The sequence below is a fragment of the Thermoanaerobacter sp. CM-CNRG TB177 genome, assembly GCF_018588165.1.
In the GTDB taxonomy this organism is placed as follows: Bacteria; Bacillota; Thermoanaerobacteria; order Thermoanaerobacterales; family Thermoanaerobacteraceae; genus Thermoanaerobacter; species Thermoanaerobacter thermocopriae.
Map to the genome: position 1 here is coordinate 1 of NZ_JAFCAC010000093.1, position 23,100 is coordinate 23,100.

Here is a 23,100-nt window from a genome sequence, read left to right on the forward strand (position 1 = left end):
CTACTTTTTTATGAGATGTTTTTTATCCACCCCAACATTTATTATAGAACCAAATCTTTTTATACCGCAGACTGTGTATTCCACAGCCTTTGCTTTTGTTTTGTCTCTTGGGTGGGCTGTTATTATTTGGATAATTATGCTTGTATGGGCCCAGTATCATTATTACAGGCATTACAGGAAAAACAAAAGAAAATTAAAAATGCCGGTTTTTGAAGCGCCGATATTAGCATGGAAAGAACTTGCTTTAGAATCTACAGATATAGAAAAGATCATTAGAGAAAAGTGCATACATCGGGAGACCAATGAAAGCCTGTTTGGAAGTTTTGCTTCTGTAAAAGGAAAGGATTATTTAACCTCCTTTCCTTCGTTGATTATGAAAAAGAATTTTTGCACTCCAAGTGGAGATGTTGTTATTTCTGAAGGTGAAGAAATTACACCAGAAGTTATAAAAAGAATAGCAGAGGAAAGCCTGTACTGGGACTTTATTCATGAAATTTCTGAATACATACCTAAAGAGGAGGAAAGCAAATGACAATATGGGAAGTCATGGGATGGTATGTATTTACTTATCCTCTTGCAATGAGCATAATCTGGACATCTGCAGGGATATATTTCTGGTGGAGGCGTGAGAAAAGTTATTCAAGGAAACCCAGTCAATGGCCGGAAAATTGGCCGTCAGTCACTATTCTTGTGCCCTGCCATAATGAAGAGGTAAGTATTGCAGCGACATGCACGGCTCTACAATTTTTGGATTACCCGGATTACAGAGTAGTATTTATAGATGATGCATCCACCGATAATACAGCGAGTATTATTAGAAGATTTGTTGGTTTAAATCCCAATTTTCATCTCCTGCGACTTTCTGAAAATCAGGGAAAGGCCAATGCTTTAAATATTGCCCTGTCAGTTGCGGTAACAACATCTATTACCGTGGTAATAGATGCTGATACAATTCTTTTACCAGATACACTGAAGTACCTGGTTTATCCCTTTTTAAAACAGCCAAGACTCGGAGCAGTCACTGGCAATCCTATATCTGTCAACAGGAAAAATCTTATTGAAAAGCTGCAGGCGGCTGAATTTTCCTCTATTATTGGACTTATAAAAAGATCTCAGAGAGTGCTGGGAAGGGTGTTAACTGTATCAGGATGTGTTGTAGCATTTCGAACAGAAGTTTTGAAGGAAGTTGGCGGTTTTTCACCATATACTGCGACTGAAGATATTGATATTACTTGGAAGATGCAAAAGCGTTTCTATGAAGTTTGGTTTGTGCCTCAGGCAGTAGCTTTAATACAGTCTCCAGCGACATTGAAAGAATACTGGAAGCAGCGCAAGCGCTGGGCACTTGGAGGCTGGCATTTGCTGCGAACTCATAAAGATATTTTTAAAAGCTGGCACTGGCGCTATCTTTATCCTGTCTATTTTGACTTTGTACTGGGATACTTATGGGCATTTTGTTTTGTCTTTGGCACACTTTTGTGGGCTATAAGCAATATGTTTTTCCATTATCCTCTGGGAATTAGTCCAATTCCAGCCTGGTATGGGGCACTTCTCTCGGTTGCAGGGGTGGTGCAGATGTCGGTTGCTGCCTTTTTGAATTATGACTACGACAGAAACTTATGGAAAACACTTTTCTGGGTTCCCTGGTATTTTATATTTCTCTTTGCATTTGGTGCGCTTACTGTGGTGTGGACGGCTCCAAAAGGACTTTTTGGAAGTTTAGCTGGGGCTGGCAAATGGAAGAGCCCAAAAAGACTTAAGATGGAGAAACCGGATATTCAAGGATGAAAGTGGGACATATAAAAAGGTGGCAGACTTTTTAACTGGGTGAAAATAAATACTATGACAGGAAAATTTTATTGTACTTTTCAAGTGATAAGAGTACAATAGTACTTTGGAAAATAAAAATCATAAACAATTTTTTAAAGATACTTGCAAACAAGCTGGGAGGTACCAACTAATGAATGTTCACTATCCAAAAAAAGTTTTGATTGTAGAGGATAGTAAACTTAATGCGCAAATAACAGCAGATATCCTAGCCAAATACGGATACGAAACAGAGATAGTCACATCAGGCGAAGAGGCTGTTGAAAAAGCACTAAATAACATCAAAAGCCCGGACTTAATTCTTATGGACATAGAACTTAAAGGAGCAATCGATGGGATAGATGCAGCAAGAATAATTCAGCAGCATAAAGATATCCCGATTCTATTTCTCACTGCCAATGCCAGTAAAGAAATAATGGAAAAAATAAAGTCAGTTTCAGCTTACGGGTATGTTCTTAAGGGTGTAGATGAGTATGTACTCATATCTCAAATAGAAATGGCCTTTAAGCTCTATGAGGCTAAAATGCAGCTAAAAAAGAGAGAAGAGCTGTTCCGCAATATGTTTGAAAATCATGACATAGCAATGATACTTATTGATCCACAAGCCGGACGCATCATTGATGCTAACAAAGCTGCCTGTAATTTCTACGGTTATTCCAGAGAAACTATGCTGCAGATGGACATAGAAGCTGTTATTGGCGTTTCTACTACTATAGATGGTGGTCAGAAGTGTTCGGAAGCTTTAAAGAAGGGCTGTAATCCCTGCATTTGCTTCCAGCGGTTAGCCAACGGAGAAGAGAAATTAGTAGAAATATATTCATCCCCTGTAGATTATCAAGGAAAAACACTGATGCATCTGATTGTCTTTGACATCACCGAACAGTGGAAAGCAAAGAGAGAGCTTGAATTTTATAAAAATCTTTTTGAAGACTCCCTCAATGAAATTTACATATTCTATCCACAGACACTAAAATTCATCGCAGTAAACCGTGGAGCAAGGGAAAATTTGGGATATACTGGAGAAGAGCTTAAAGAAATGACTCCTGTTGACTTAAAGCCAGAATTTACCTTGCAAAGCTTTAAAGAACTTCTTGAGCCCCTTTTAAAAGGTGAACAGAAGCAGCTTATCTTTGACGCAATGCACCGCAGAAAAGACGGTTCTTTATATCCAGTAGAAATCCATTTAGAACTTGTAGAATTTGATAAAGAAAAAGTATTTGTGGCACTTGTGATTGATATAACAGAACGTCGAGAAATGGAAAAAGAACTGAAGGAAAGGAATGAGATTTTAAGCACTATAATGGAGTATGCAGGAGATGCCATTATTATGATTGACGATAACGGTAAAGTAACCTTCTGGAACCCTGCAGCAGAACGCATACTTGGATATTCAAAAGAAGAAATAATAGGTAAAGATTTGCACATGTTTATGATACAAGATATGCGGCTGTACGAAGCATATAGAGAAGCATTTAAAAGATTCCGTTCAACCGAAAAAGGAAGTGTTGTAGGCAAGACTGTTGAGATGAAGACAAGGCACAAAAACGGCTATGAAATTGATGTAGAACTTTCACTTTCTGCTGTAAAAATTAAAGATGCATGGCATGCAATAGGCATAATTCGCGACATAAGCGAGCGCAAGAGATTTGAGGAACTCCTTTACCGCCAGTCCATTACCGATCCTCTTACAAATATCTACAACAGGCGTTTTTTCATGCAGATGCTGGAGCAGGAAATAGAGCGAACAAAAAGGAATAAAAAGCCCTTTTCACTTGTTATGTTTGACTTAGATCACTTCAAAAACATAAATGACCGTTTCGGTCATGCAGCAGGAGATATTGTTCTTAGAAGTGTTGCCGATACAGTAAAGGGAAGGATACGAAAAACAGATTATTTTGCGCGCTGGGGAGGAGAAGAATTTATAATCCTTTTGCCTGAAACTTCCTTGAATAATGCAGTTGAACTGGCTGAGGAACTAAGAGAACAAATAAGTACAATGGAATTGCAAGGAATAGGGGATGTAACAGCAAGCTTTGGAGTAACTGAATACAGTGACACCGATACTATTGACACAGTTCTTATTCGGGTAGACAACATGCTTTATGAAGCAAAGGGTGAAGGAAGAAATTGTGTAAAGAGCGAATAAAAAAATGGAAATAAAATATAAAGTGGGAGGAGGATAAAAAGAGAGGCTTGTAATAGAGCCTCACTAAAAGAACTATGGAGGAAAGGGAAAATAAAAAGAATATTCTAGTAGTAGATGATTCTGTATTAATACGGCTTATGGCTAAAAATATATTAGAGGCAGAAGGATATAACGTTGAAGCTGCAGCTACCGCTGAAGAAGCAATATTGAAAGTAAAAAATAGAGAAGAATTATTTGATTTAGTAATTGTAGACATTAATCTGCCGAATCAGAATGGTTTTGAATTCATAAGGAAATTAAAGTCAGAAGAAAAATACAGAGGCATCCCGGTAATGATATTGAGCGCAGATGCTACAGCACCTTCAATTAGACAGGCAGTAGAAGCTGGTGCAGTAGAATATCTCATTAAACCCTTTAAAGCAGCTGAGCTTGTAAAACGTGTAGTAAAGCTAATAGGATATGTTAAAGAAGAAGATCACTATCCGGAACTTAAAGAGCTGCTGAAAAAAGAAATAAATCGGGCCAAAAGAGGCAATGAAAATCTTTCTTTAGTGTTGGCACAATACAACGGGGAAATCAAAATTGAAATTTTAAAAATAGCAGATCAGCTAAAGAACAAACTTCGTGACATAGATACAGTATTTGAGGTTGATAAAAATACGCTGGCTTTAATTCTTCCTGTTACAGGAGCTGATGGCGCAGCGGTTGTAAGAAAGAAAATTAAAAGTGAGCTGCCGGGTAAGTGGTATTTTTGCATATGTACATATCCTGATAACGGGAAAAATGAAGAAGAGATAATTAATTTTGCAAAAGAAAGCTTAATGAAAGAAATATCAGATTCAGGTTAAAAAACAGGGGAAACAAAGGAAATATAAAATGAAAAGAACTGTATGTTACTGTTTCATTGTGCATAGATATAAAAATTTACAGATCCTTTTATTAATTTACATTACAAAAATAAAGGAAGTTTTTAAGATGTGATTAAAATACTTCTAATAGAAAGGGGATTATTTTTATAAATGAATAAAAACAAGAAGGTTATAATTGCAACGTTTATATTTGCTTTGGCAATAATTATAGGACTTCTGGAAAGAGAAAAAATCTTACAAAAGTTTTTTTCTGTTCTTTTGGTACTTGTAATTTTTGCTACGATATGGGATATATACGATGTATTTAAAGCTAAAAAACATTTTGGACAAACAAAATGGAATATCAAAACTAATAATAATTTCTTGGCGTTAGCAATAAGTGTATATGTCATTTTAATAGTAGCAAGTGCTAATACTAACTTAAAGGATACATTACATACAAAACTTCTTGCAATGGCTTTTATAGCCGGGATAGCTTATTTGGTTCGTTCACTAATGCCAAACGGAATTAACGAAAAAGGTATAATGCACTGGGGAGTATTTCACACGTGGGATGATATTGATAGCTATAGTTTTACAGATAAGTACCTTGTAATTACTTTAAAACCGAATAATAAGAAAATTACATTCATTGTTGACAAAGATGAAAAAGAAATGATAAAGAATTTTTTAAATGATATAATATGGAATTCCAAAAACGACACTGCTACTTTCAATTACGACAACCATACGATTGTATTCACTCTTGGAAGCAATGTCTATACGGTTGACGGAATACCTTATCAGATGGATGTAAAGCCTCTTGAGATAAATAGGCGGATCGAGGTTCCAATAAGGTACTTTTTAGGTGCCTTCGGGTACAATGTACACTGGAATTCAACTGCACAAGAAATAGTTATATCTCGTTAGTAAATTGTTGTCAAAGACACCAGGCTACCTGACTGCCTCGCACCAGGAACAGGTAAGGATAAATTATACAGGTAAATTAGGTATACGAAATTTTTATTATGACTATATCGGTATAAATAAAAATCAGGAAGATATAAAAAAGGATCTTAAAAAATAATTATGCAGAAATAAGAGATATAAATATCTTTAAAAGGGGGTATTCCAAAATTGAGAATAAATATTTAATAGCAAAACTACTAGGCGAAATATATCAAATTAAAAAGAAAATAGATCCCAGCATGTGTCATGATATAACTGATGGAGAAATTTTTGGATTGCAAAACATGATAGAACCTGTAGTAGATAAAAAAATAAATGAAATAAACTCCAATGTTATTGGTAATAAAGAAATAGAAGGAATAGAAAATATTCTTAAAAAATGGGATAATGAAATTGATAACTCAAAAATTGATTATTGGTCACTTGAAAGCAGAACTAGGCTAGACAAATCAAAAATTTACACCATCTTAAAATATTTATATCTAGAAGGGAAATATCATGATGTTATAGAAGAAATTATAAATAATGGACCGATTGAATTTAAAATTGGATTTAAAACGCTTTTTTAGAAAAGAAAAATAGATATAAAAACAAATTCAAAAATTTTTGTATTGAAATTTTTGACCAAAGTATAAGCAGAATTTTAGGAATAAATGTAGAATTATTTACCTAAAACGAAAGAATTTCTTTAAAAATATACAACAAAATTCTTTAATCTAAAAAAATTTAGAATTCTACGAGAATCCAAAATTTGGTATTAAAAGGGGGAAGTTTAATGAAAAAACAATTTTTAAAAATGCTAGTATTAATTACTACAATATTAATGCTAATCTCAAATATTTCAACAAGTGTTTTAGCCAATTCAACAGACACAACAACTAAGCAATTTACGGATATTAAAGGGCATTGGGCGGAAAAAGAAATAAATGATTGGGTATCAAAAGGCTTAGCTTCAGGGTATGAAGATGGTACGTTCAGACCAAATAATTTTGTAACAAGAGTAGAATTCGTTACATTTGTCAATCGAGCTTTCAATTTAACACAAACGGCAAATATAAACTTTAAAGATGTAAAACCAACAAATTGGTTTTACGTGGAAGTTCAAAAAGCAAAGGCAGCAAATATTATTTCAGGATACAATGATAATACTTTTAGACCTAACGTACCAATAACAAGAGAAGAAGCAATATCAATTATTGTAAGGCTTCTTGTAACGCTGAAGAAAATTCCTGCTGTTTCAACTTTTTCATTAAATTATCTTTCAAATTTCAATGATGTAAATAATGTTTCAGATTGGGCTAAAGATGCTGTGAATACAGCAGTAGCTTTTGGATTAATAAAAGGAGATTCGGATAACAAAATAAATCCCAAAAGTTTTACAACAAGAGCAGAAACAGTTGTTATGCTAAGTAGATCACTTAGTAGTTTGCAATTACAAGCTATTCCACAACCTGAACCCAATTCAACACTACAGTCTTCATCAAATACAATCATTAATATACCTGATTTAAATCTTCAAGAAGCAATAAGATTAGCTTTAAATAAATCGACTGGTGATATAACATTAAATGATATGTTAAAATTAACTAAATTAGAAGCAGAGAATAAAGGCATATCAAATCTTACGGGATTAGAATATGCAAAAAATCTGACATATCTTTATTTAACTAACAATCAAATAAGCGATATAACTCCGTTAAAAAATTTAAACAAATTACAAGGTCTTGAGTTAAGTCACAATCAAATAAGCGATATAAGTTCACTAAAAACTCTAGCTAACCTAAAGATGCTTGGGTTAGGGTACAACGAAATAAGCGATATAAGTCCATTGCAAGATTTAACGAAGCTACGACTACTTAATTTAACTCACAATCAAATAAGTAATATCAAACCACTAGAAAATTTGACTGAGTTAAAAACGCTTGGTTTAGCTGAAAATCAAATAAGTGATATAACTCCACTAAAAAATTTAACTAAGCTAATATACCTCGAAATTAATAATAATCAAATAGACGATATAAGTTCATTAAAAGATCTAACTAATTTACGAGGGCTCTATTTATATAGTAATCAAATAAGCGATATAACTCCAATAAAAGGTTTAACTAATCTAATAGTACTTGATTTACATAACAACAAAATAAATTACAGCGATCCTCTCCAGCTTAATGCCATTAATACAATCAAAAACAATAATCCGGGAGCTAAAATAATACATGAATATACATGTAATTAATTACAAAGAAATTTACTATAAGCAGGCTCAAAGCCTGTCTTTTTTTATACCCATAAAACCACAAAAAAGGAGCTGATAAAATGGACTTTAAAGGCTTTTCTTTTTCCAATGAAGGCCCACAAAGCACCACAGCCAAAATTTTACTAGGCTTAATAACATTCCTGCTATACCTTTTTCTCACAGCATGGCTTTTTGTGCCTGCAATCAAAACATTCCAACTTCTCTCACAGCTAAACCCGCAAACTAACACAAAAATAGACTTCACTCCCATAAAGCAGATGTACGCAAATCCACTATTAAGCCTAAAAGAGCTTACAAACCCAACAGTATTAAAGGCTTATCTTATCTTCCTGCTAATCTCCATACCAGCAATAGCAGTATTAGTAATACTTGCTAGAGCAACGGACTACAGAGCACACGGGGTAAAATACCTGAAAGATGACGGAACACACGGAACAGCAAACTGGATGACAGTACAGGAAGCGAAGAAAATACTGGGCATAGGCACAAACAAAGGCTTAATACTGGGCAGAATAGGGAACAAGGTAGTTACACTGCCACCTGACAGCTTCTTAAACAGAAACGTAGCAATATTCGGATCTCCCGGCTCAATGAAGTCAAGGGCATATATAAGGACAAACATATTGCAGCTAGCAAAAGAAGGGCAAAGCATGGTAATAACAGACCCCAAAGGAGAAATATTCAGAGACATGGCAGAGTTTCTAAAAAACAGAGGATATACTGTAAAAGTCTTCAATCTTGTGAACATGAAGCACTCTGACAGATGGAACCCAATTGAAACCATACAGGACGACATAGACGCACAGCTTTTTGTGGAAGTAATCATAAGCAATACAAAGGTTGCGTCAACAAAATCGGGCGATCCTTTCTGGGACAGGGCAGAGCAGAACCTGTTAAAGGCACTTGCACTGTACGTAGCAATGGAATATCCGGAGCACGAGAGAAACATTGCAAGCGTATATTCGCTCTTAGCAAGCGCAGAGCCAAAAGCAGTAGACTCTGTTTTTAAAACTTTACCCAACGGCCATCCTGCAAAAATGCCTTATAACATATATGCGCAGGCCAATGAACAGGTTAGAACGGGAGTCATAATAGGTTTAGGTACAAGGCTCCAAGTTTTTCAGAACAAACTGGTACAGAAAATAACAGAAACAAGCGACATAGACTTAGAATTTCCGGGCAAAGAAAAATGTGCATACTTCTGCATCTCAAGCGACACAGACTCTACATTTGACTTCCTAGCAGGTCTATTTTTCTCATTCCTATTTATAAAACTCACAAGATACGCTGACATGAACGGAGGAACACTGAACCCGAACGTATACTTTCTTCTGGACGAATTCCCCAACATAGGCGCTATACCTGACTTTACAAAGAAAATAAGCACAATGCGCTCAAGAGGCATACACTCAAGCGTAGTATTCCAGAACATATCCCAGCTCAAAAACAGGTACCCGAATGACGCATGGCAGGAGATAATAGGAAACTGCGACACAAGACTTTTTTTAGGCTGTACGGACGTAGCAACAGCTCAGTTTGTATCAGATTTACTTGGACAGGCAACGGTTGAAGCAAGGTCACACAGGAAACATGCAGGCTTTGAAGGACTGTTTGACTTTGGAGACATATCAATAAGCACACAAAAAAGGCCTCTTCTCACTCCAGATGAAATATTAAGGCTGGAACACAGAAACGCAATAGTGATATTGAGAGGCCAAAAACCTCTAATGGTAGAAAAAATGGACTACACAAAGCATCCTCTTTCAAAAGAAATCAAGCCTGTACCAATCACTGAATATATACCTGAATGGGCAGAGCAGGAAGATAAAAAAGCAGAAACAAGGCCTGCAGAAAAACTTACAAAAGAACCTATCGAAGCAGTCAAAGACAACAGTACAGAAGAAATTAAAGAAACTAAAGAAGAAGTATTTTTCATATCAAACACCTTCAACAGAACAGAAAACGGACAGCTTAAAATTGCTGAATTAAACGAAGAAGAAAATTCTGATACTAATACAGAAAATAACACAAACAATAAAGAAGATTCAAAAAATAGAAAAAATAAAAAGCGTTTTTGGTAAAGAAAGGAGAAGTCCTATGAAAGTTGGTGAATTCATTAATAAACATTCATTAGAAGAACTTTATCTGTCGGTATTTAAAAAGCATGATGATAATAATGTATATCTTATACTTTTCATGACTGACGAAAAAGGTCAAATCAAGAAAAAGTACAGAGATTTTTACGATGCATTAAAGAAACTGACTCCTGACAAAAACATAAAAGGCAGAATAATCTTTGACTCTTTTTCCTGCGGAATAATAGAAGCAGAAAATTCTAAAAATGAACGTTTGGAATTTTTAAGCTGGGAAGAAGTTTTAGCATTAAACACAAACATGAACGAAGATAATAGTCCTTTTGAGAAGTTATTTTTTATCGACTATCTTCTATATCTTATAACAATGCATGGGAAAGCATTTGACCTTAAGACAAAGAAAAAAATTGAATACGAAGAAAAGACAAAAGAAAATCTAATCCCTAAAGTAAGAAATACAAAAGAAAAGCTTCTATATTTCTTAAAAGAAGTCCTTTATATTTTTAAATCCCCTTTTACTATCCCTGTTTTACTTGCAGGTATAACAGTTACAGCAAAATATATAAAACCCTCTGTATATGTTCTCGCAACCTTAATAGACGCAGACCTATCAACAATTCCGACAAAACTGCTAATCGCATTAGGCCTATTTACGTTCTGGTACCTGTCTTTTTCTGCTTACAATAAAATAGACAGCTATTTAGACCAAAGTTTTAAAACAAAGCTGAAGAAAAACATAGAAGAACATCTTAAAAACCATCCGGAAGACTCCGTATTTTTAAATACAGAATATTTTGAAAGTTTTAAACTTGCTATAACACTAAAAGAAAATTTTTAAACACAGGAGAGGAGGTTTTAAGCTTTGAAAATGATAAATGTCAACCTTTTAAAAGAACACCCACGTAATAAAGAATTCTTTGACGACATACAAGGACAGGCATGGCAGGATTTTTTAGAAAGCGTAAGAACAAGTGGAATAATAACACCTCTAATTGTAACCAAAAATGAAGACGAGACCTATACAGTAATATCAGGTTCACAAAGGCTAAGAGCTGCAAAAGAGCTGGGAATAGAAGAGGTACCGTGTGAAGTAAGAACATACAAAGACAAAGATGGAATTACCAAAGAGGACTGGATATTGAAAGACTTAATAGAAACTAACCTGAGGCAGAGAGGCAAGGGTAATTTGAATGATTTAAAACTTGCAAGGTGTCTCGTGGAACTGATGAGAATATACGGCATAAGAAGAGGTGGAGACAGGAAAAGTGAAGTGGTAAATTCTTCATATCAAACGGCCAAAATGTCCGATTCGGCTACAGAATTTTCTCAAACATACTTAGCCGAGTTAATAGGTATTTCTGAAAGGCATTTAAGGCGAATTGCCAGGCTAAACAACTTAATTCCCGAAATACAGCAGCTAATAGATGAAGGAAAGCTTTCAACAACAGAGGGTGTACAGCTTGCATCTTTGGGTGAAGAAGTACAAAGAAAGCTTTACTATGCTTTAGGTGAAGACATAAACAAAATGACAGCAGAGCAGATAAGAAAGGTTAAGGAAGAATCAGAAAAAAATATAAAACAGCTTGTAGAAGAAATAGATAAGCTGCACAGAGAACTTCAATCCAAGGAATATACACTGAAGCTAAAAGAAGAAGAAATTTCCAGGAGAGAAAACCTGATAAAGCAGTACAAAACAGTTATAGAAATCAACAATGAAAAAATAAAAAGGCTGGAAAACGGTACAGCAAAAGCAGTGGAAGCAATTCCTGATGAAGTAAAAAAAGAATTAGAAAAGCTGAAAAAAGAACAAAAAGAGGCTGAAGAAAAGCTGAACCTGCTGCAGCAAGAACTTGAGAAAACAAAAAGAGAATACGAAGAGCTAAAGCTGCAGGCCACCTCTGATGAAAAAGCAAGAAAAATAATAGACGAAATTATTAGGCTGAATGACAGAATATCCACCTTCAAAGAAATCACCTCCTGCAGTAATGAAGTAAAAGAACAGTTCAAAAATTCCATACTAAGCCTTAAAAAGAGCCTGGAAAATGTCCTAGGCTCTTTTTAAAATAAAAAAACTAAAATGAAAGGAGAGAATAAAAATGACAGAAGCATGGCAGGACATTTACGCCTCAAGGCAGTCAAATAAAATTTTAACAGGCACATTAAGCGCAATAGAAAGCCAGAACGATAAAAACTTTGCAGTCATATTTTACAGCGGAGTAAAAGTCATAATACCCTTTGAAGAAATGGGCATAGAAAACATAAACAAAACAATTGTGCGCTCCATGATAGGCGCTGAAGTAGACTTTATAGTGCGTGGCATAGACACAGAAAAAGAAATAGCAATTGCCTCAAGAAAATTCGCAATGAACTTGAGGAAAAAATATGAACTTCCAAAGCACGAAGAAGGAGACGTAATACTTGCCCGCATCGTTGCAATAGGCAAAAACCACGCTGTTGCAGAAGTATACGGAATAGAAACAAAGGTACCAAAAGAAGAAATAGGATACGGCTATATAGACAGAATAAACGACCTCCTGCAGGTTGGAGACAGAGTACCGGCAAAAATAACAAAGCTGGACATAGAAAACAATGTAGTGGAAATCTCAATAAAGCAAACAAAGCCCAATCCATTTGAACAGATAGATTCAAAGTACAAAAGAGGAGGAGAATACTTAGGTACAATAACAGGCTCACAGCCTTATGGATACTTTGTCAATTTAGAACCCGGAATAGACGTATTATGTCCCAATCCATACTGGAAAACAAAAATAGAAAAAGGCGACAAAGTTACAGTACGCATAACAAGAATAGACCACAGAAAGCAGAGGATAACAGGCGTCCTAAAAAGGCTTGTAAGAAAGGCGCAGTAGACAGGGCAGGATAGGAAGTACCTGCCCTTGTAATTAAAAACTTTAAGTGAAACGATTACTTAAAAATAAAGGGTTTACTTTTAAAAAAACAGTGTACATAATCTATAGTAAAGGTGCAGTTCTACTTCAGCATAAAAATACTTTCCCTGGAAAAACTATGTCCCCAAACATTATGCAGGGAAAGGAGGGGTTGCTGAAGAGGCTGCCGGCATGGCACCAAAGGCCGTAAAAACGGCGCCTGTCCTGCACTGCCGTATTTCAGGTACAATCTCTGTACCCGTTTTGCGACATGCAGGAAGTTTTTGCAGGCTGATAAAGCCTGTGCCATATGGTTTTGCAGGCCATTAGGCCTGCTCAAAAAAAGGAGAGCACACAGTAAAAAGCTGTGTGCTTTTTTGTTTTTTCAAAAAAAGAGCAAGGGGGAATATTATATGAGTCAAAAATTTAATTGGAACGATTTCTGGTATGTTTATGAAATAGTTACTGGAATGGAACCAAAGTACAGAAAAGATTTTGAAGAGGAAGTAGAAAAAGAAAAAAGAGAGCTTGTAAAACTTTTTGGAGACACAAAAGTAGAAGTAGTGGTCCATATTGGGCTAACAGCAGACGAAAAAAGGGAAATAATAACCAGGTATATTGAAGGCATTGAAAAAAGAGCCCAAAAAAGGGGAATTCCGAAAGAGGTAATAGCAAAAATGCAGAAAGAGATGCTGTATTTTCTGCAGATGTATATTAATGAAAAAGACCTCATCACAGGATACGTAACAAAAGATTCAGCAGTTACAGTGCTCAGAAAAAAAGGAATAGTCCCTGGAATGAAGATTTCAAAAACTTTAAGGCTTTACTTAAAAGAGAACAGTTTAGAAGAATACGCAGACTTCTTAATACAGGACTTATCCATTCTTCAGGGACAGTTAAAAATGCTGGACACATCTGCAAAAGTAGTAATCTCTTTAGATCCACTTGATTTTCTTTTAGCAAGTGACGTTACAACCGGGTGGAAAACATGCCATTCGATTGATGGAGCCCATCCTGCAGGGAACATATCATATATGTTCGACTCACATACCGTAATCGCATATGCATACAGAACAACAAAAGAAATGTGGGGGTTAGAACTACCGCAAAAAATCTGGCGCCAATGGATATATGTTGACATAGACAGTGCATTAGCCTTATTTCAAAGACAGTATCCTGTAACAGCAATAAGTTTTGAAAAGGCAGTGCGCTCTATTGTAGGGAATGCACTAAAAAAATACTACAATACAGAGAAAAACTGGACAAAAAAGGATTGGGACCCCGAAAAAGAAGAATGCTATTTTTTCAACGAAGCAGAATTAGCTTATACCGATAATACCGAAACCTACATTTACTTCAGAGGAATTTCTCCGAGCGACAGAGATGACTGGTATATGACTGTAGGAGAAATCCCATTATGTCCTGTATGCGGTGGAGAGCTTGACATGAGTAACAAGCTTGTATGCAGCAAGTGTTTAGGGTATGTGCAGTGTTCTAACTGTGGCAAATGGGTTTCAGAAGATGATATCCACTACGGTGCTGACCATTATCCATACTGCGAGGAGTGTTATGATGCACTCTTTATAAACTGTGCATACTGCGGCGAGACAGTTTATAAAGAGGATGCAAAATACACCCCTGATGGAGAATATATATGCGAAAGTTGTTTTAACGAACATTTTGTAACCTGCACAGAATGCGGAATAACACTTTATAAAGACGAAGCAGAATACGTAAATAATGAGCCATACTGCAATGAATGCTATCTGCGAAACTTCACTGTATGCAGCAGCTGTGGCAGTATAATCCATAAAGCGGAAGCTCGCAAAGACGTAAACGGCAAAAGTGTCTGTGAATACTGCGCAGAAAGCTCTTATGTAACCTGCGAAAAATGTGGAAAGTTAGTAAGCGAAGAAGAAGCTTACTATATAGATGACAATTACTTTTTATGCCCCCACTGTTACAAAAAGCACAAAAAAGCTGCTGTATAAGGGACAGGAGCTTTCCCCTCCTGCCTTTTTGTACATAGGGTTTCATCTCAGCGTAAAACACCTCTCCTGCGGTGTCTGTACCCCTTCCGTCTGCGGTGCAGGAGAGAGTAAAGAAGGGGTTGCTGGGAGAAGCTCACGGCACAATGCCCTCTGCCGTAAAAAGAGGCATTTAAAAAGTCTGAAACGTACAGAGCTTTTCTCTGTACGTTTTTAATATAAAAAATCAAAAAAAGGAGGAATTTACATGCCTATTAAAGGATTGACAGAAAAAAGAAGTTTAGCCCGCATAGGAAAAATCCATCTGGGGACAAAACAGAAAGCAAAGGGAGGAAATCTCTATCCTACAGCAACAGACTATTTCGTAGTTTATGAAGACGGGAACACTTCCCCGGAAATTGTAGCCAAATTCAAAGCATTGTACGGCGATAAACCAAGGGAACTAGATATCATGTTCCCTGTAAATGACCCAGAAATGTTTTTCCCACAGTGGCTCAAAAGATATGGCAACAATCGTCTTCTCTGCAAAGGTGATGGAGAAACAGCTTTTGAAACAAACCCACAAACAGGCGAAATAAAACAAATTGAGTGCAAATACAGAAACTGCCCGTACTACCAGAAAGGCCAGTGCAGGGAAGTAGGAAACCTCCTTTTTTATGTACAAGGGATCCCTGAAGGCGTGTTCCAAATTGATACAAGCTCGATAAACAGCATCAAAAAAATAAACACAGCGATAGACATAATAAAATCTACAAATGGAGGGAAGATAGCCGGAATACCACTTAAGCTGGCACTTGTACCCATGAAAGTGCTAGCAGAGGGGAAATATAACAAAACAGTGTATATTCTGCACTTATACCAACCGAATGCAGCAGTAAACCCACCAACAGCAGAGGAAGAAAAGGATGTAGAGGAGCTGGTGAACGAAATAATGGATGAAGTAGAAAACGAAGATTTTACATTTCCTCCAGAAGAAGAAATAGACGAAGTGCCGGAAGATCTCTTCCCTGAAGAAATACAAAATGACAATAGTAAATATGGGCCTCTGGAAGTTACTGCTGTCAAAGGCTTTTTCGACAAGACAGGCAAGACTATATATGTTGCATCTTTAAGTGATACAAAGGGCAACCAGCACACAATGGTTGTTCCAGAGGAATTCAAAGAAATGAAAAATGCAATAATAAAGAACTACACACTTAAAGAGACAAAAGTAGGAAATAAACAGCTGGAAGAAGTTATAGACTACGAAATGGTAATGTAAGAAAGAGGGGAGCAATTCCCCTCTTTTAATAAAAAAATGAAGGAGGAAGTCTTATGAGTCTAGGACAAATAGAAAGCAAGCTCAGACGTGCCTACTCACTTCCCATAAAAGAACAAAGGAAGTATCATGAACAGATCTGGAATCTAGAGGAAAAAAGGTTTTACTCACTGGTTCCAGACTGGGATAACGAGGCTGCAATGCAGTACTTGCGAAACTTTAGGGACAAATTAACCCGAATTTTCAAAGGGGAAAAAGTAGGCCTGCTCTGGGCCGTAGAAAACGCTCCAGAGCTTAGTAAAAAATATCGGGACTGCATGATAGACATAGACGAAGCCATTAAGATACGCAGCAGAGATGCACTCTTCATAGCACTAAAAAATTATGAGGCAGTTCTAAAAGACGTTTATTTAGCCTATAAAGAAAGCGAAAAAGTAAAGGAGGAATAAATTATGCATGGGACAATTATCCAGTTAGAAGAAAAACCGTTGAGATTTGAAGAAGACTTTGCCTGCGAAGAAGATTTTTATGACGATTTTGTAGGGGTTATAGCTGACTATGTTAGTGATGACGTTGATAGAGACGTAGAAATTCAATATTTTATAGAGTATTTGAAGAAATATAAAGAAGTAACATATGATCCACAGGAATATTCAATTATTTTTCCAAAAGGTTTTAAGGAGGAATACTTTAGCGCAAGGTTTTTTAATTTAAAAAAAATTGTGCAGGAACTCACTCTCGAGGAATTTTCGACAGACAGCACAAAAGTGTGGATTTTGGAAAACCTGATCGAAGAAAAATACGGGATATATATCTATCACAAAGAAACATGGACAACTTTTGACGAATTCGTGCGCTATAATCTGAAAGAAGGACAAAAGTATTACATTGGCACTGTATTAGACTATCATTTTTAAAAAAGAAAAAGCACGTCTCTGTTAATTCAGGGGCGTGCTTTTAACTTCCAGAAAATAAAAAGAGGAGGAAGACGAAATGATAATAAAATCAATAATCTTAAAAAACTTCAAAAACCACAAAAATACGACTATTAACTTTGACAATAAACACACCATAATCTATGGAGATAATGGGGTTGGTAAAACTTCTATCGGAGAAGCAATAGCATGGTGTCTTACAGGAGCAAACCTGTTTGGCACAGAGAATGTAACGAACAAATTAATAAGTATAGGAAAAAGCGAAATGTCTGTAACGTTAGTTATAGAAAAAGATGGGAAAGAATATGAAATAACCCGCTCAAAAAAGAAGAATGAAATAGAAATAACCATAAATGGCGTTAAATCTACACAAATTGACCTGTACAGTCAATTTATACAAGACAAAGACATATTTTTCACTATATTTAACCCTCTATACTTCACAAGCCTTGCGCCAAAAGATGCTAAAACCATACTTTACAAAGTTTTACCTGAAGTTTCTAATGAAGAAGTTTTCGAAAAACTTTCTCCGGAAATAGCAGAAGCTTTAAAGAAAAACGAATTTAACAATGCAAATACGTTTATTGAAAAACGGCGGGAAATTCTAAAAGACTGGGAAGAGGGGCTTTTAAAATCTGAAGGGAATATAGAGATATTGAGACAGATAATAAATGCAAAAATTCCAGAAATAAAAAGCTTTGACGAAACCCAGCTGAAAGCACTAGAAGAAAAGCTAATGGAACTTCAGAAAAATCAAAACATAGAAATAGAAAAAGAACTCGCTGTTTTGAGAGAACAGTACAAAAATCCGCCAATAGAAAAACCACAATTTAAGGATACAGCAGTCCTGCAGAAAACCAGAGAAGAACTGCTGCAGGAATACAAAAAAATTCAGGAGCAGATTAAAAACCTCAAACCGCAGTACATTACCTGCAATAAATGCGGTAACAAAATTGATGTTACTGCAAAAGAAAAGCAGCTTTTATTAACAAAGTTACAGGAGATTAAAGAGAAAGGTACAAAAATTGCTACAGAGCTAAAAGCTGTTATTGAAGAAAACAAAAAAGCAGAAAAGGAATTTGAAGAAAAAGTAAATAAATACAGAAAAGTACTTGAGATAAAAATTAAGAAACTAGAGAATGCGCTGAACATAGATGCAAACAAAGAAGAAATTCAGCAGATAATGCAACAAATAGAAAAACTCAGGTTTGAAGAAAGAGAAGTAATAAGCCACAACGAAAGTGTCAAAGCACTGCTCAGACAGAAAGAAGAAGCAAAAAGAAAGCTCAAAGAAGTAGAAGAAGATATAAAACTGGCCGAACAGCAAATAAACGAAGTAAAAACTTTGATAGAATACGCAAAATCATTCAATGCCAAAAAGCTAGAGCTTGAGGCAGCAGAGATAAACAAATATCTGGACAAAGTGTCCCTTCAGCTCTGGAAAATTGTTCAGAGCACAGGAGAAATTAAAGACGACTTCAAAATTCTCTACGATGGAAAAGAATTTAACATACTTTCCTACTCTGAACGAATTAAGGCAGGCCTTGAAATTGCAAACCTGATAATGGGTCTAACAAAAATAAAATTCCCAATTTTTATAGACAATGCAGAAAGCATTACAGAATATACTGCACCAAACACACAAATACTTGAGTCCATAGTAAAAAAAGGAACAAAAAAACTAGAAATAAAAACTGGCAGGAGTTAATCTCCTGCTGGTTTATTTTTAAAATATAGATGTTGTTTTGCAAAAAAAAAGAGTTATAATAAAAGGAGGAGAACAAAAAATGGTGGTGAGAATCATGGATAACTTACTCAAAAATAAAGTAAAAGAAATTATTGAGAACCTTCAAGAAGAAGAACTTGCAGAGGTTATTGATTTTATAGAATATTTAAGGTTTAAAGAAGAAAAAGAAGAAAATGAAATCCTTAATGATGTAGAATTAATAGAATCGATAAAAAGAGGTCTTAAAGACATAGAAAATGGCGATGTATACGACTTTGAGGACGTGTTCAAAAATGTATAAGGTTAAACTTGCAAAAGAAGCTGTTAAGTTTACAGAAAAGTGTAACAGCAATACAAAAGAGAAAATTAAAGAGGCAATTGAAAAAATTGCCCAATCTCCTTATGTTGGTAAAAATATCAAAAAACTTAAAGATAAGTTTCCACCTCTGTATAGATATAGGGTTGGAAATATAAGGATTATCTATCAAATTCAAAAAGGAGAAAAGATCATTTTTATTGTTACTATCGGATATCGTGGAGATGTATATAAATAGAAACAGGGCTTAAGGCGGGAAGTTAAAAACTCCCGCCTTTTTATTTTTTAAATTAAAAACGATAAAAGATAAAAAAACATTTTACCTTTTCCTTTTGTACATAGAGCCCAGCCTAACATAAAAGCACAATAAACTGTTCCCTCTCCGTTATGCGTTAAGAGAGGGTTGTTAGGCAGGCTCACGACATGGCGTCCTCTGTCGATAAAAACGGCGCTAAAAAAATACGAACAGGGACAATTAAAAGCCCCTGTTTTTTTAATTTTAAAAATTTAAGGAGGGATCTTATGAGACTTTACGAGAACAGTAAAGCAGAAAAAATTTTCTTAGTGCTTCTAAAATGGGGTCCTTTTAGAGAAACATTCCAGATAATGTATGATTTTAGAAAAACACTTACAGCACTTACAGACCAAGATGAAAGCAGTAAACCTAAGGAGGATTTTTTAGAAGACTTCTGGGACTTTGTTGCTGAAAACTTAAAAACCTATAAAAGTAAAGGAGGAACAGGAGCATGAGCAAAGTCCACGAAATCGTACTTGAAAAAATTCTTCAACAGTTAGAAAGAGGAGAAATACCATGGAAAAAGGGTTGGACAGAAAATCCTCCCATAAATTATATCACCAGGAAACCTTACACAGGAATAAACGTACTGCTGTTAAAAGGTGGAGAATATCTCACCTTCAAGCAGATACAGCAGCTTGGGGGCAAAATAAAGAAAGGAGCAAAATCCGAAATAGTAGTATTTTTTAAGCCTTACACCAAAATAGTCGAAGAAGTAGATTCAGAAACAGGCGAAGTTGTAGAGAAAGAAAAAGAATTGCTCGTTTTAAGGTATTATCACGTATTTCACATAAACGATACAGAAGGAATTCCTTCCAAACTAAAAAAGGTAGAACATAATCCACTGCAGGAAGCTGAAAAAATTATAGCAGGATACAAAAATGCCCCCAAAATAACCCATGATAACCCAAATGAAGCATACTACAACGCAGCAAAAGATCTAATCAACATACCAGATAAAGGTTTTTTTTACAGCATACACGAATACTATTCTACGTTGTTCCATGAACTTATTCACTCCACCGGCCATCCAAAGCGCTTAAACAGGTTCAAAGAAAATGAAAAAAGTGCTTTTGATGCAGATTCTTACTCCCTGGAAGAGCTGGTTGCAGAAATAGGCGCAGCAATGCTCTGTCAACATACAGGAATCATAGAAAAAACAATAGAAAACAGCACAGCATACATTCAGTCATGGTTAAAGCAGCTGCAGAACAATAAAATGATGATCTTTAAAGCAGCTGCGAAAGCACAGCAGGCAGTAGACTACATCACTGGTCCAAAACCAGAAGAAGGGAGTGCAGAAGAGCAGGCTTAATTCCTGCTCTTCTTTTACATAATTCCAAAATTTGAAGGGGGGAATTGTTTATGAAAGACCTTATTTATTTTTCAGGCAAAGTAAAAGATTTAAATAGATTTATACAGCTGCTTTATACATCAACGAGCAAGATTGTCGCTGTAGATATAGATAACACATTAATAGATACAAACAGAGAAATACAAAGGCTGGGATATGACATATCGGTATACCCCAACCCAGAACTTACTGCTGATTTCTGGAACACGATAGAAGGAATAAATATTTTGTTTAACGCAGAACCAATCAAACATACGATAAAAATTCTCTTATCATTTATAGGATTTGGGGCTGAAATTGTACTTGTAACAAGCAGAGAACAAAGCCTTGAGCTTTTAACCAGAGACTGGGTAAGTAAGTTCTTGCCGGGTTTTGAAGTATATTTCTTAAAAGACAAGCATCAGCTGGATGCAGACATCTACTTTGAGGATGATCCGTATCAAATAGAAAAAATAATTTCTCTAAACAAATATGTAATGGTTCCAAGGTGGCCTTACAACAAAGGCCTTTTTGAGGGATTCAGAAATGTTATTTACTACGACATTTAGAAGGCATTCTGCCTTCTCTCTTTGTACATAGGGTTTTATCCTGACGTAAAAATCTCCTGCGAAAGCGTACCTCTCCCAGCACTGCGCAGCAGGAGAAAGTAAAAGAGAGGTTGTCAGGAAGAACCCACGGCACTGTACCCTCTGCCGTAAAAAAGCGGTACAAAAAATCTCGAAAATGTGTACCTTCAGCGCAACACAGGTACACAAAATAACAAAGCTAAAAAGCATACATCTGTTTTTGTAGATGTATGCTTTTAAATAAAAATTCCAAAAGAGAGGGGAAATAAAAATGAGTAAAATTAATTTTCAAAAAGAAATTTGGGAAGGCTGGACAATTGAGGACTTTATCAGAGAACTAGAGCCACAATTAAGTGCAATCCAATCAGGTAGAAGTTGGCATCCACCTATAGCCACCAAAAAAGAATTAAAGGAGTGGTGCAAACAAAATCAGCCTTATTACAAAAAGACAATACCGGAAGTTGTACAGTATTTTTCACAAAAATATAACCTCAAATAAAAAGAAAAGGGGGGATTTTTATGAAGGAAAAAGAGGAAAAGAAAAGTATTAAACTTGCACAGGCAGTTCAGGAACTCTACTGTCCTGACTGCGGAGCGAAATTAATCCCTGCAGAGGGGTGCCTTTACTGCCCTTTCTGTGGATGGAGCAAGTGCAGGTAAAAAAGTAAAAAGACACAAAAATAGAAGGGGGGGAAGAAAATGCTGTATTTAGTAAACTTTGTAGATCCTAACGACAGAGACATTCAAATGAACCTGATAATCAATACTACCAAAAACAAAGAAGAAGTAGAGCAGATCATAGAAAATATTCTCGAAAAATCGAAAACGCTCTGGAGTGAAGATCCTGAAGCCTATCTAAGTGAAATCCTTGCAGAAGAACTTTCTAAAGAATTTGAAATACTAGATTATACCTACCTTAGTTTTTGCTGGTAATTAACCTGTACAAAAACAAAAAGGTTAAAAGTCATTCTGATAATGAGTACAACAACCTGTGCGATAGAATTGCAACTAGCAAGATTAAAGAATTTAAAACTTTAAAATAAAAAAGGACAGCATTTCGCTGTCCTTAAAAATTAGAAGGAGGAATTTTTATGAAAAAGATAAAACTGGAAAGTGTCTTAAAAAAGCTTGATGATAACCTTAATCCTTATGTAAAGCTTATCCGATTTTATGAACTCCTTGGCTGGGACAGAGAAAAAGAATTAGACCCCACCAAAGTAATACTAAATGAGAAAGACTTAGAAACATTGTTAAAAAGCGAAATGGAAAATGCTGAAAGATTCGGACTCACACCCTGGGAAGTAGGTTTTTTGTGGCTGAATAAAGGGCCAGAAGGAGATGACAGTGTAGAAGAAGGTATGATACTTCTCAAGGATGACTGGCAGATGTAAAAAACAAAAAAAATAAAAAGAAGGGAGAAATTTGAAATGACATTTGAAAAATATAAACCCGAAGGCTACATGATAGAAGCAGGAAACTGGTGTAAAAGATACGAAGATTTTATCGATGACAAAACGGTTAAAAAATGTAAAAAAGAGAGGAATATGCAGCCAAAAGGATGTCCAAATTGCAAATATTACAGTTATAAAGTTATCAGCAAAAAGCTGTATTAAACTGCAAGGGAGGACTAAAAA

General features: G+C 35.6%; 26 protein-coding genes. All 26 read left to right on the forward strand.

The window, feature by feature from the left end; translation table 11 throughout:
- A partial coding sequence (locus I4N53_RS10805) for a hypothetical protein (RefSeq protein ID WP_214496226.1) occupies positions 1-532 on the forward strand: 532 nt, incomplete at its 5' end.
- Positions 529-1,788 carry a glycosyltransferase gene (locus I4N53_RS10810; protein WP_214496227.1) on the forward strand — a complete coding sequence of 420 codons (1,260 nt, stop codon included), beginning with the start codon at positions 529-531 and terminating at the stop codon, positions 1,786-1,788. The genes I4N53_RS10805 and I4N53_RS10810, both read left to right, overlap by 4 nt.
- Before the next feature lie 172 nt (positions 1,789-1,960).
- Positions 1,961-3,973, forward strand: a complete 2,013-nt coding sequence (locus I4N53_RS10815) for a PAS domain S-box protein (protein ID WP_214496228.1) — start codon at positions 1,961-1,963, stop codon at positions 3,971-3,973.
- Between the two features lie 74 nt (positions 3,974-4,047).
- A complete protein-coding gene (locus I4N53_RS10820; protein WP_214496229.1) occupies positions 4,048-4,821 on the forward strand; it encodes a response regulator in 774 nt (257 codons plus the stop codon).
- 171 nt (positions 4,822-4,992) lie between these two features.
- Positions 4,993-5,751 (forward strand): DUF986 family protein, encoded by a 759-nt coding sequence (locus I4N53_RS10825; RefSeq protein WP_214496230.1) that lies wholly within the window; start codon positions 4,993-4,995, stop codon positions 5,749-5,751.
- A gap of 278 nt (positions 5,752-6,029) precedes the next feature.
- Positions 6,030-6,359 carry a hypothetical protein gene (locus tag I4N53_RS10830; protein WP_214496231.1) on the forward strand — a complete coding sequence of 110 codons (330 nt, stop codon included), beginning with the start codon at positions 6,030-6,032 and terminating at the stop codon, positions 6,357-6,359.
- Between the two features lie 206 nt (positions 6,360-6,565).
- On the forward strand, positions 6,566-8,026 hold the full coding sequence (locus I4N53_RS10835) for an S-layer homology domain-containing protein (RefSeq protein ID WP_214496232.1): 1,461 nt from the start codon (positions 6,566-6,568) through the stop codon (positions 8,024-8,026).
- A gap of 80 nt (positions 8,027-8,106) precedes the next feature.
- Positions 8,107-10,128, forward strand: a complete 2,022-nt coding sequence (locus I4N53_RS10840; protein WP_214496233.1) for a VirD4-like conjugal transfer protein, CD1115 family — start codon at positions 8,107-8,109, stop codon at positions 10,126-10,128.
- 16 nt (positions 10,129-10,144) lie between these two features.
- A complete protein-coding gene (locus I4N53_RS10845; protein ID WP_214496234.1) occupies positions 10,145-10,978 on the forward strand; it encodes a hypothetical protein in 834 nt (277 codons plus the stop codon).
- A gap of 30 nt (positions 10,979-11,008) precedes the next feature.
- Positions 11,009-12,202, forward strand: coding sequence for a ParB/RepB/Spo0J family partition protein (locus I4N53_RS10850; RefSeq protein ID WP_255549827.1), 1,194 nt, complete (start codon positions 11,009-11,011; stop codon positions 12,200-12,202).
- Positions 12,203-12,236: 34 nt separating this feature from the next.
- Complete coding sequence (locus I4N53_RS10855) at positions 12,237-13,010, forward strand: S1 RNA-binding domain-containing protein (RefSeq protein WP_214496236.1); 774 nt, start codon at positions 12,237-12,239, stop codon at positions 13,008-13,010.
- A 431-nt stretch (positions 13,011-13,441) separates the two neighbouring features.
- Positions 13,442-15,019, forward strand: coding sequence for an LIM domain-containing protein (locus tag I4N53_RS10860; protein WP_143597968.1), 1,578 nt, complete (start codon positions 13,442-13,444; stop codon positions 15,017-15,019).
- 244 nt (positions 15,020-15,263) lie between these two features.
- A complete protein-coding gene (locus I4N53_RS10865) occupies positions 15,264-16,277 on the forward strand; it encodes a hypothetical protein (protein ID WP_214496237.1) in 1,014 nt (337 codons plus the stop codon).
- A gap of 53 nt (positions 16,278-16,330) precedes the next feature.
- Entirely contained in the window at positions 16,331-16,723 is a 393-nt protein-coding gene (locus tag I4N53_RS10870) for a hypothetical protein (protein WP_214496238.1), read from the forward strand.
- Positions 16,724-16,726: 3 nt separating this feature from the next.
- A complete protein-coding gene (locus I4N53_RS10875; RefSeq protein WP_214496239.1) occupies positions 16,727-17,191 on the forward strand; it encodes a hypothetical protein in 465 nt (154 codons plus the stop codon).
- Between the two features lie 76 nt (positions 17,192-17,267).
- Entirely contained in the window at positions 17,268-18,917 is a 1,650-nt protein-coding gene (locus tag I4N53_RS10880) for an AAA family ATPase (RefSeq protein ID WP_214496240.1), read from the forward strand.
- Positions 18,918-18,996: 79 nt separating this feature from the next.
- The gene (locus tag I4N53_RS10885; protein ID WP_011026145.1) at positions 18,997-19,236 is read left to right on the forward strand and encodes a hypothetical protein; all 240 of its coding nucleotides are present in this window, start codon (positions 18,997-18,999) and stop codon (positions 19,234-19,236) included.
- Positions 19,229-19,489, forward strand: coding sequence for a type II toxin-antitoxin system RelE/ParE family toxin (locus I4N53_RS10890; protein WP_041587195.1), 261 nt, complete (start codon positions 19,229-19,231; stop codon positions 19,487-19,489). The genes I4N53_RS10885 and I4N53_RS10890 overlap by 8 nt, the downstream gene beginning before the upstream one ends.
- 284 nt (positions 19,490-19,773) lie before the next feature.
- On the forward strand, positions 19,774-20,001 hold the full coding sequence (locus I4N53_RS10895; RefSeq protein WP_214496241.1) for a hypothetical protein: 228 nt from the start codon (positions 19,774-19,776) through the stop codon (positions 19,999-20,001).
- The gene (locus tag I4N53_RS10900) at positions 19,998-20,861 is read left to right on the forward strand and encodes an ArdC family protein (protein ID WP_214496242.1); all 864 of its coding nucleotides are present in this window, start codon (positions 19,998-20,000) and stop codon (positions 20,859-20,861) included. The genes I4N53_RS10895 and I4N53_RS10900 overlap by 4 nt, the downstream gene beginning before the upstream one ends.
- 50 nt (positions 20,862-20,911) lie before the next feature.
- Entirely contained in the window at positions 20,912-21,448 is a 537-nt protein-coding gene (locus tag I4N53_RS10905; protein WP_214496243.1) for a hypothetical protein, read from the forward strand.
- Positions 21,449-21,737: 289 nt separating this feature from the next.
- Complete coding sequence (locus tag I4N53_RS10910; RefSeq protein ID WP_214496244.1) at positions 21,738-21,965, forward strand: hypothetical protein; 228 nt, start codon at positions 21,738-21,740, stop codon at positions 21,963-21,965.
- 20 nt (positions 21,966-21,985) lie between these two features.
- Positions 21,986-22,126 carry a hypothetical protein gene (locus I4N53_RS10915; RefSeq protein WP_162828798.1) on the forward strand — a complete coding sequence of 47 codons (141 nt, stop codon included), beginning with the start codon at positions 21,986-21,988 and terminating at the stop codon, positions 22,124-22,126.
- Between the two features lie 39 nt (positions 22,127-22,165).
- Entirely contained in the window at positions 22,166-22,399 is a 234-nt protein-coding gene (locus I4N53_RS10920) for a hypothetical protein (protein ID WP_132038995.1), read from the forward strand.
- A gap of 158 nt (positions 22,400-22,557) precedes the next feature.
- On the forward strand, positions 22,558-22,857 hold the full coding sequence (locus I4N53_RS10925; protein ID WP_132038994.1) for a hypothetical protein: 300 nt from the start codon (positions 22,558-22,560) through the stop codon (positions 22,855-22,857).
- Positions 22,858-22,893: 36 nt separating this feature from the next.
- The gene (locus I4N53_RS10930) at positions 22,894-23,079 is read left to right on the forward strand and encodes a hypothetical protein (RefSeq protein WP_132038993.1); all 186 of its coding nucleotides are present in this window, start codon (positions 22,894-22,896) and stop codon (positions 23,077-23,079) included.
- Positions 23,080-23,100 lie beyond the last annotated feature (21 nt).

Coding starts and splice junctions, on each gene's coding strand:
- I4N53_RS10925 (WP_132038994.1), top strand. CDS start 22,558: ATGAAAAAGATAAAACTGGAAAGTGTCTTAAAAAAGCTTGATGATAAC.
- I4N53_RS10815 (WP_214496228.1), top strand. CDS start 1,961: ATGAATGTTCACTATCCAAAAAAAGTTTTGATTGTAGAGGATAGTAAA.
- I4N53_RS10850 (WP_255549827.1), top strand. CDS start 11,009: ATGATAAATGTCAACCTTTTAAAAGAACACCCACGTAATAAAGAATTC.
- I4N53_RS10915 (WP_162828798.1), top strand. CDS start 21,986: ATGAAGGAAAAAGAGGAAAAGAAAAGTATTAAACTTGCACAGGCAGTT.
- I4N53_RS10890 (WP_041587195.1), top strand. CDS start 19,229: ATGTATAAGGTTAAACTTGCAAAAGAAGCTGTTAAGTTTACAGAAAAG.
- I4N53_RS10870 (WP_214496238.1), top strand. CDS start 16,331: ATGAGTCTAGGACAAATAGAAAGCAAGCTCAGACGTGCCTACTCACTT.
- I4N53_RS10835 (WP_214496232.1), top strand. CDS start 6,566: ATGAAAAAACAATTTTTAAAAATGCTAGTATTAATTACTACAATATTA.
- I4N53_RS10895 (WP_214496241.1), top strand. CDS start 19,774: ATGAGACTTTACGAGAACAGTAAAGCAGAAAAAATTTTCTTAGTGCTT.
- I4N53_RS10860 (WP_143597968.1), top strand. CDS start 13,442: ATGAGTCAAAAATTTAATTGGAACGATTTCTGGTATGTTTATGAAATA.
- I4N53_RS10905 (WP_214496243.1), top strand. CDS start 20,912: ATGAAAGACCTTATTTATTTTTCAGGCAAAGTAAAAGATTTAAATAGA.
- I4N53_RS10810 (WP_214496227.1), top strand. CDS start 529: ATGACAATATGGGAAGTCATGGGATGGTATGTATTTACTTATCCTCTT.
- I4N53_RS10875 (WP_214496239.1), top strand. CDS start 16,727: ATGCATGGGACAATTATCCAGTTAGAAGAAAAACCGTTGAGATTTGAA.
- I4N53_RS10830 (WP_214496231.1), top strand. CDS start 6,030: ATGTGTCATGATATAACTGATGGAGAAATTTTTGGATTGCAAAACATG.
- I4N53_RS10845 (WP_214496234.1), top strand. CDS start 10,145: ATGAAAGTTGGTGAATTCATTAATAAACATTCATTAGAAGAACTTTAT.
- I4N53_RS10900 (WP_214496242.1), top strand. CDS start 19,998: ATGAGCAAAGTCCACGAAATCGTACTTGAAAAAATTCTTCAACAGTTA.
- I4N53_RS10865 (WP_214496237.1), top strand. CDS start 15,264: ATGCCTATTAAAGGATTGACAGAAAAAAGAAGTTTAGCCCGCATAGGA.
- I4N53_RS10840 (WP_214496233.1), top strand. CDS start 8,107: ATGGACTTTAAAGGCTTTTCTTTTTCCAATGAAGGCCCACAAAGCACC.
- I4N53_RS10920 (WP_132038995.1), top strand. CDS start 22,166: ATGCTGTATTTAGTAAACTTTGTAGATCCTAACGACAGAGACATTCAA.
- I4N53_RS10930 (WP_132038993.1), top strand. CDS start 22,894: ATGACATTTGAAAAATATAAACCCGAAGGCTACATGATAGAAGCAGGA.
- I4N53_RS10820 (WP_214496229.1), top strand. CDS start 4,048: ATGGAGGAAAGGGAAAATAAAAAGAATATTCTAGTAGTAGATGATTCT.
- I4N53_RS10825 (WP_214496230.1), top strand. CDS start 4,993: ATGAATAAAAACAAGAAGGTTATAATTGCAACGTTTATATTTGCTTTG.
- I4N53_RS10855 (WP_214496236.1), top strand. CDS start 12,237: ATGACAGAAGCATGGCAGGACATTTACGCCTCAAGGCAGTCAAATAAA.
- I4N53_RS10910 (WP_214496244.1), top strand. CDS start 21,738: ATGAGTAAAATTAATTTTCAAAAAGAAATTTGGGAAGGCTGGACAATT.
- I4N53_RS10885 (WP_011026145.1), top strand. CDS start 18,997: ATGGTGGTGAGAATCATGGATAACTTACTCAAAAATAAAGTAAAAGAA.
- I4N53_RS10880 (WP_214496240.1), top strand. CDS start 17,268: ATGATAATAAAATCAATAATCTTAAAAAACTTCAAAAACCACAAAAAT.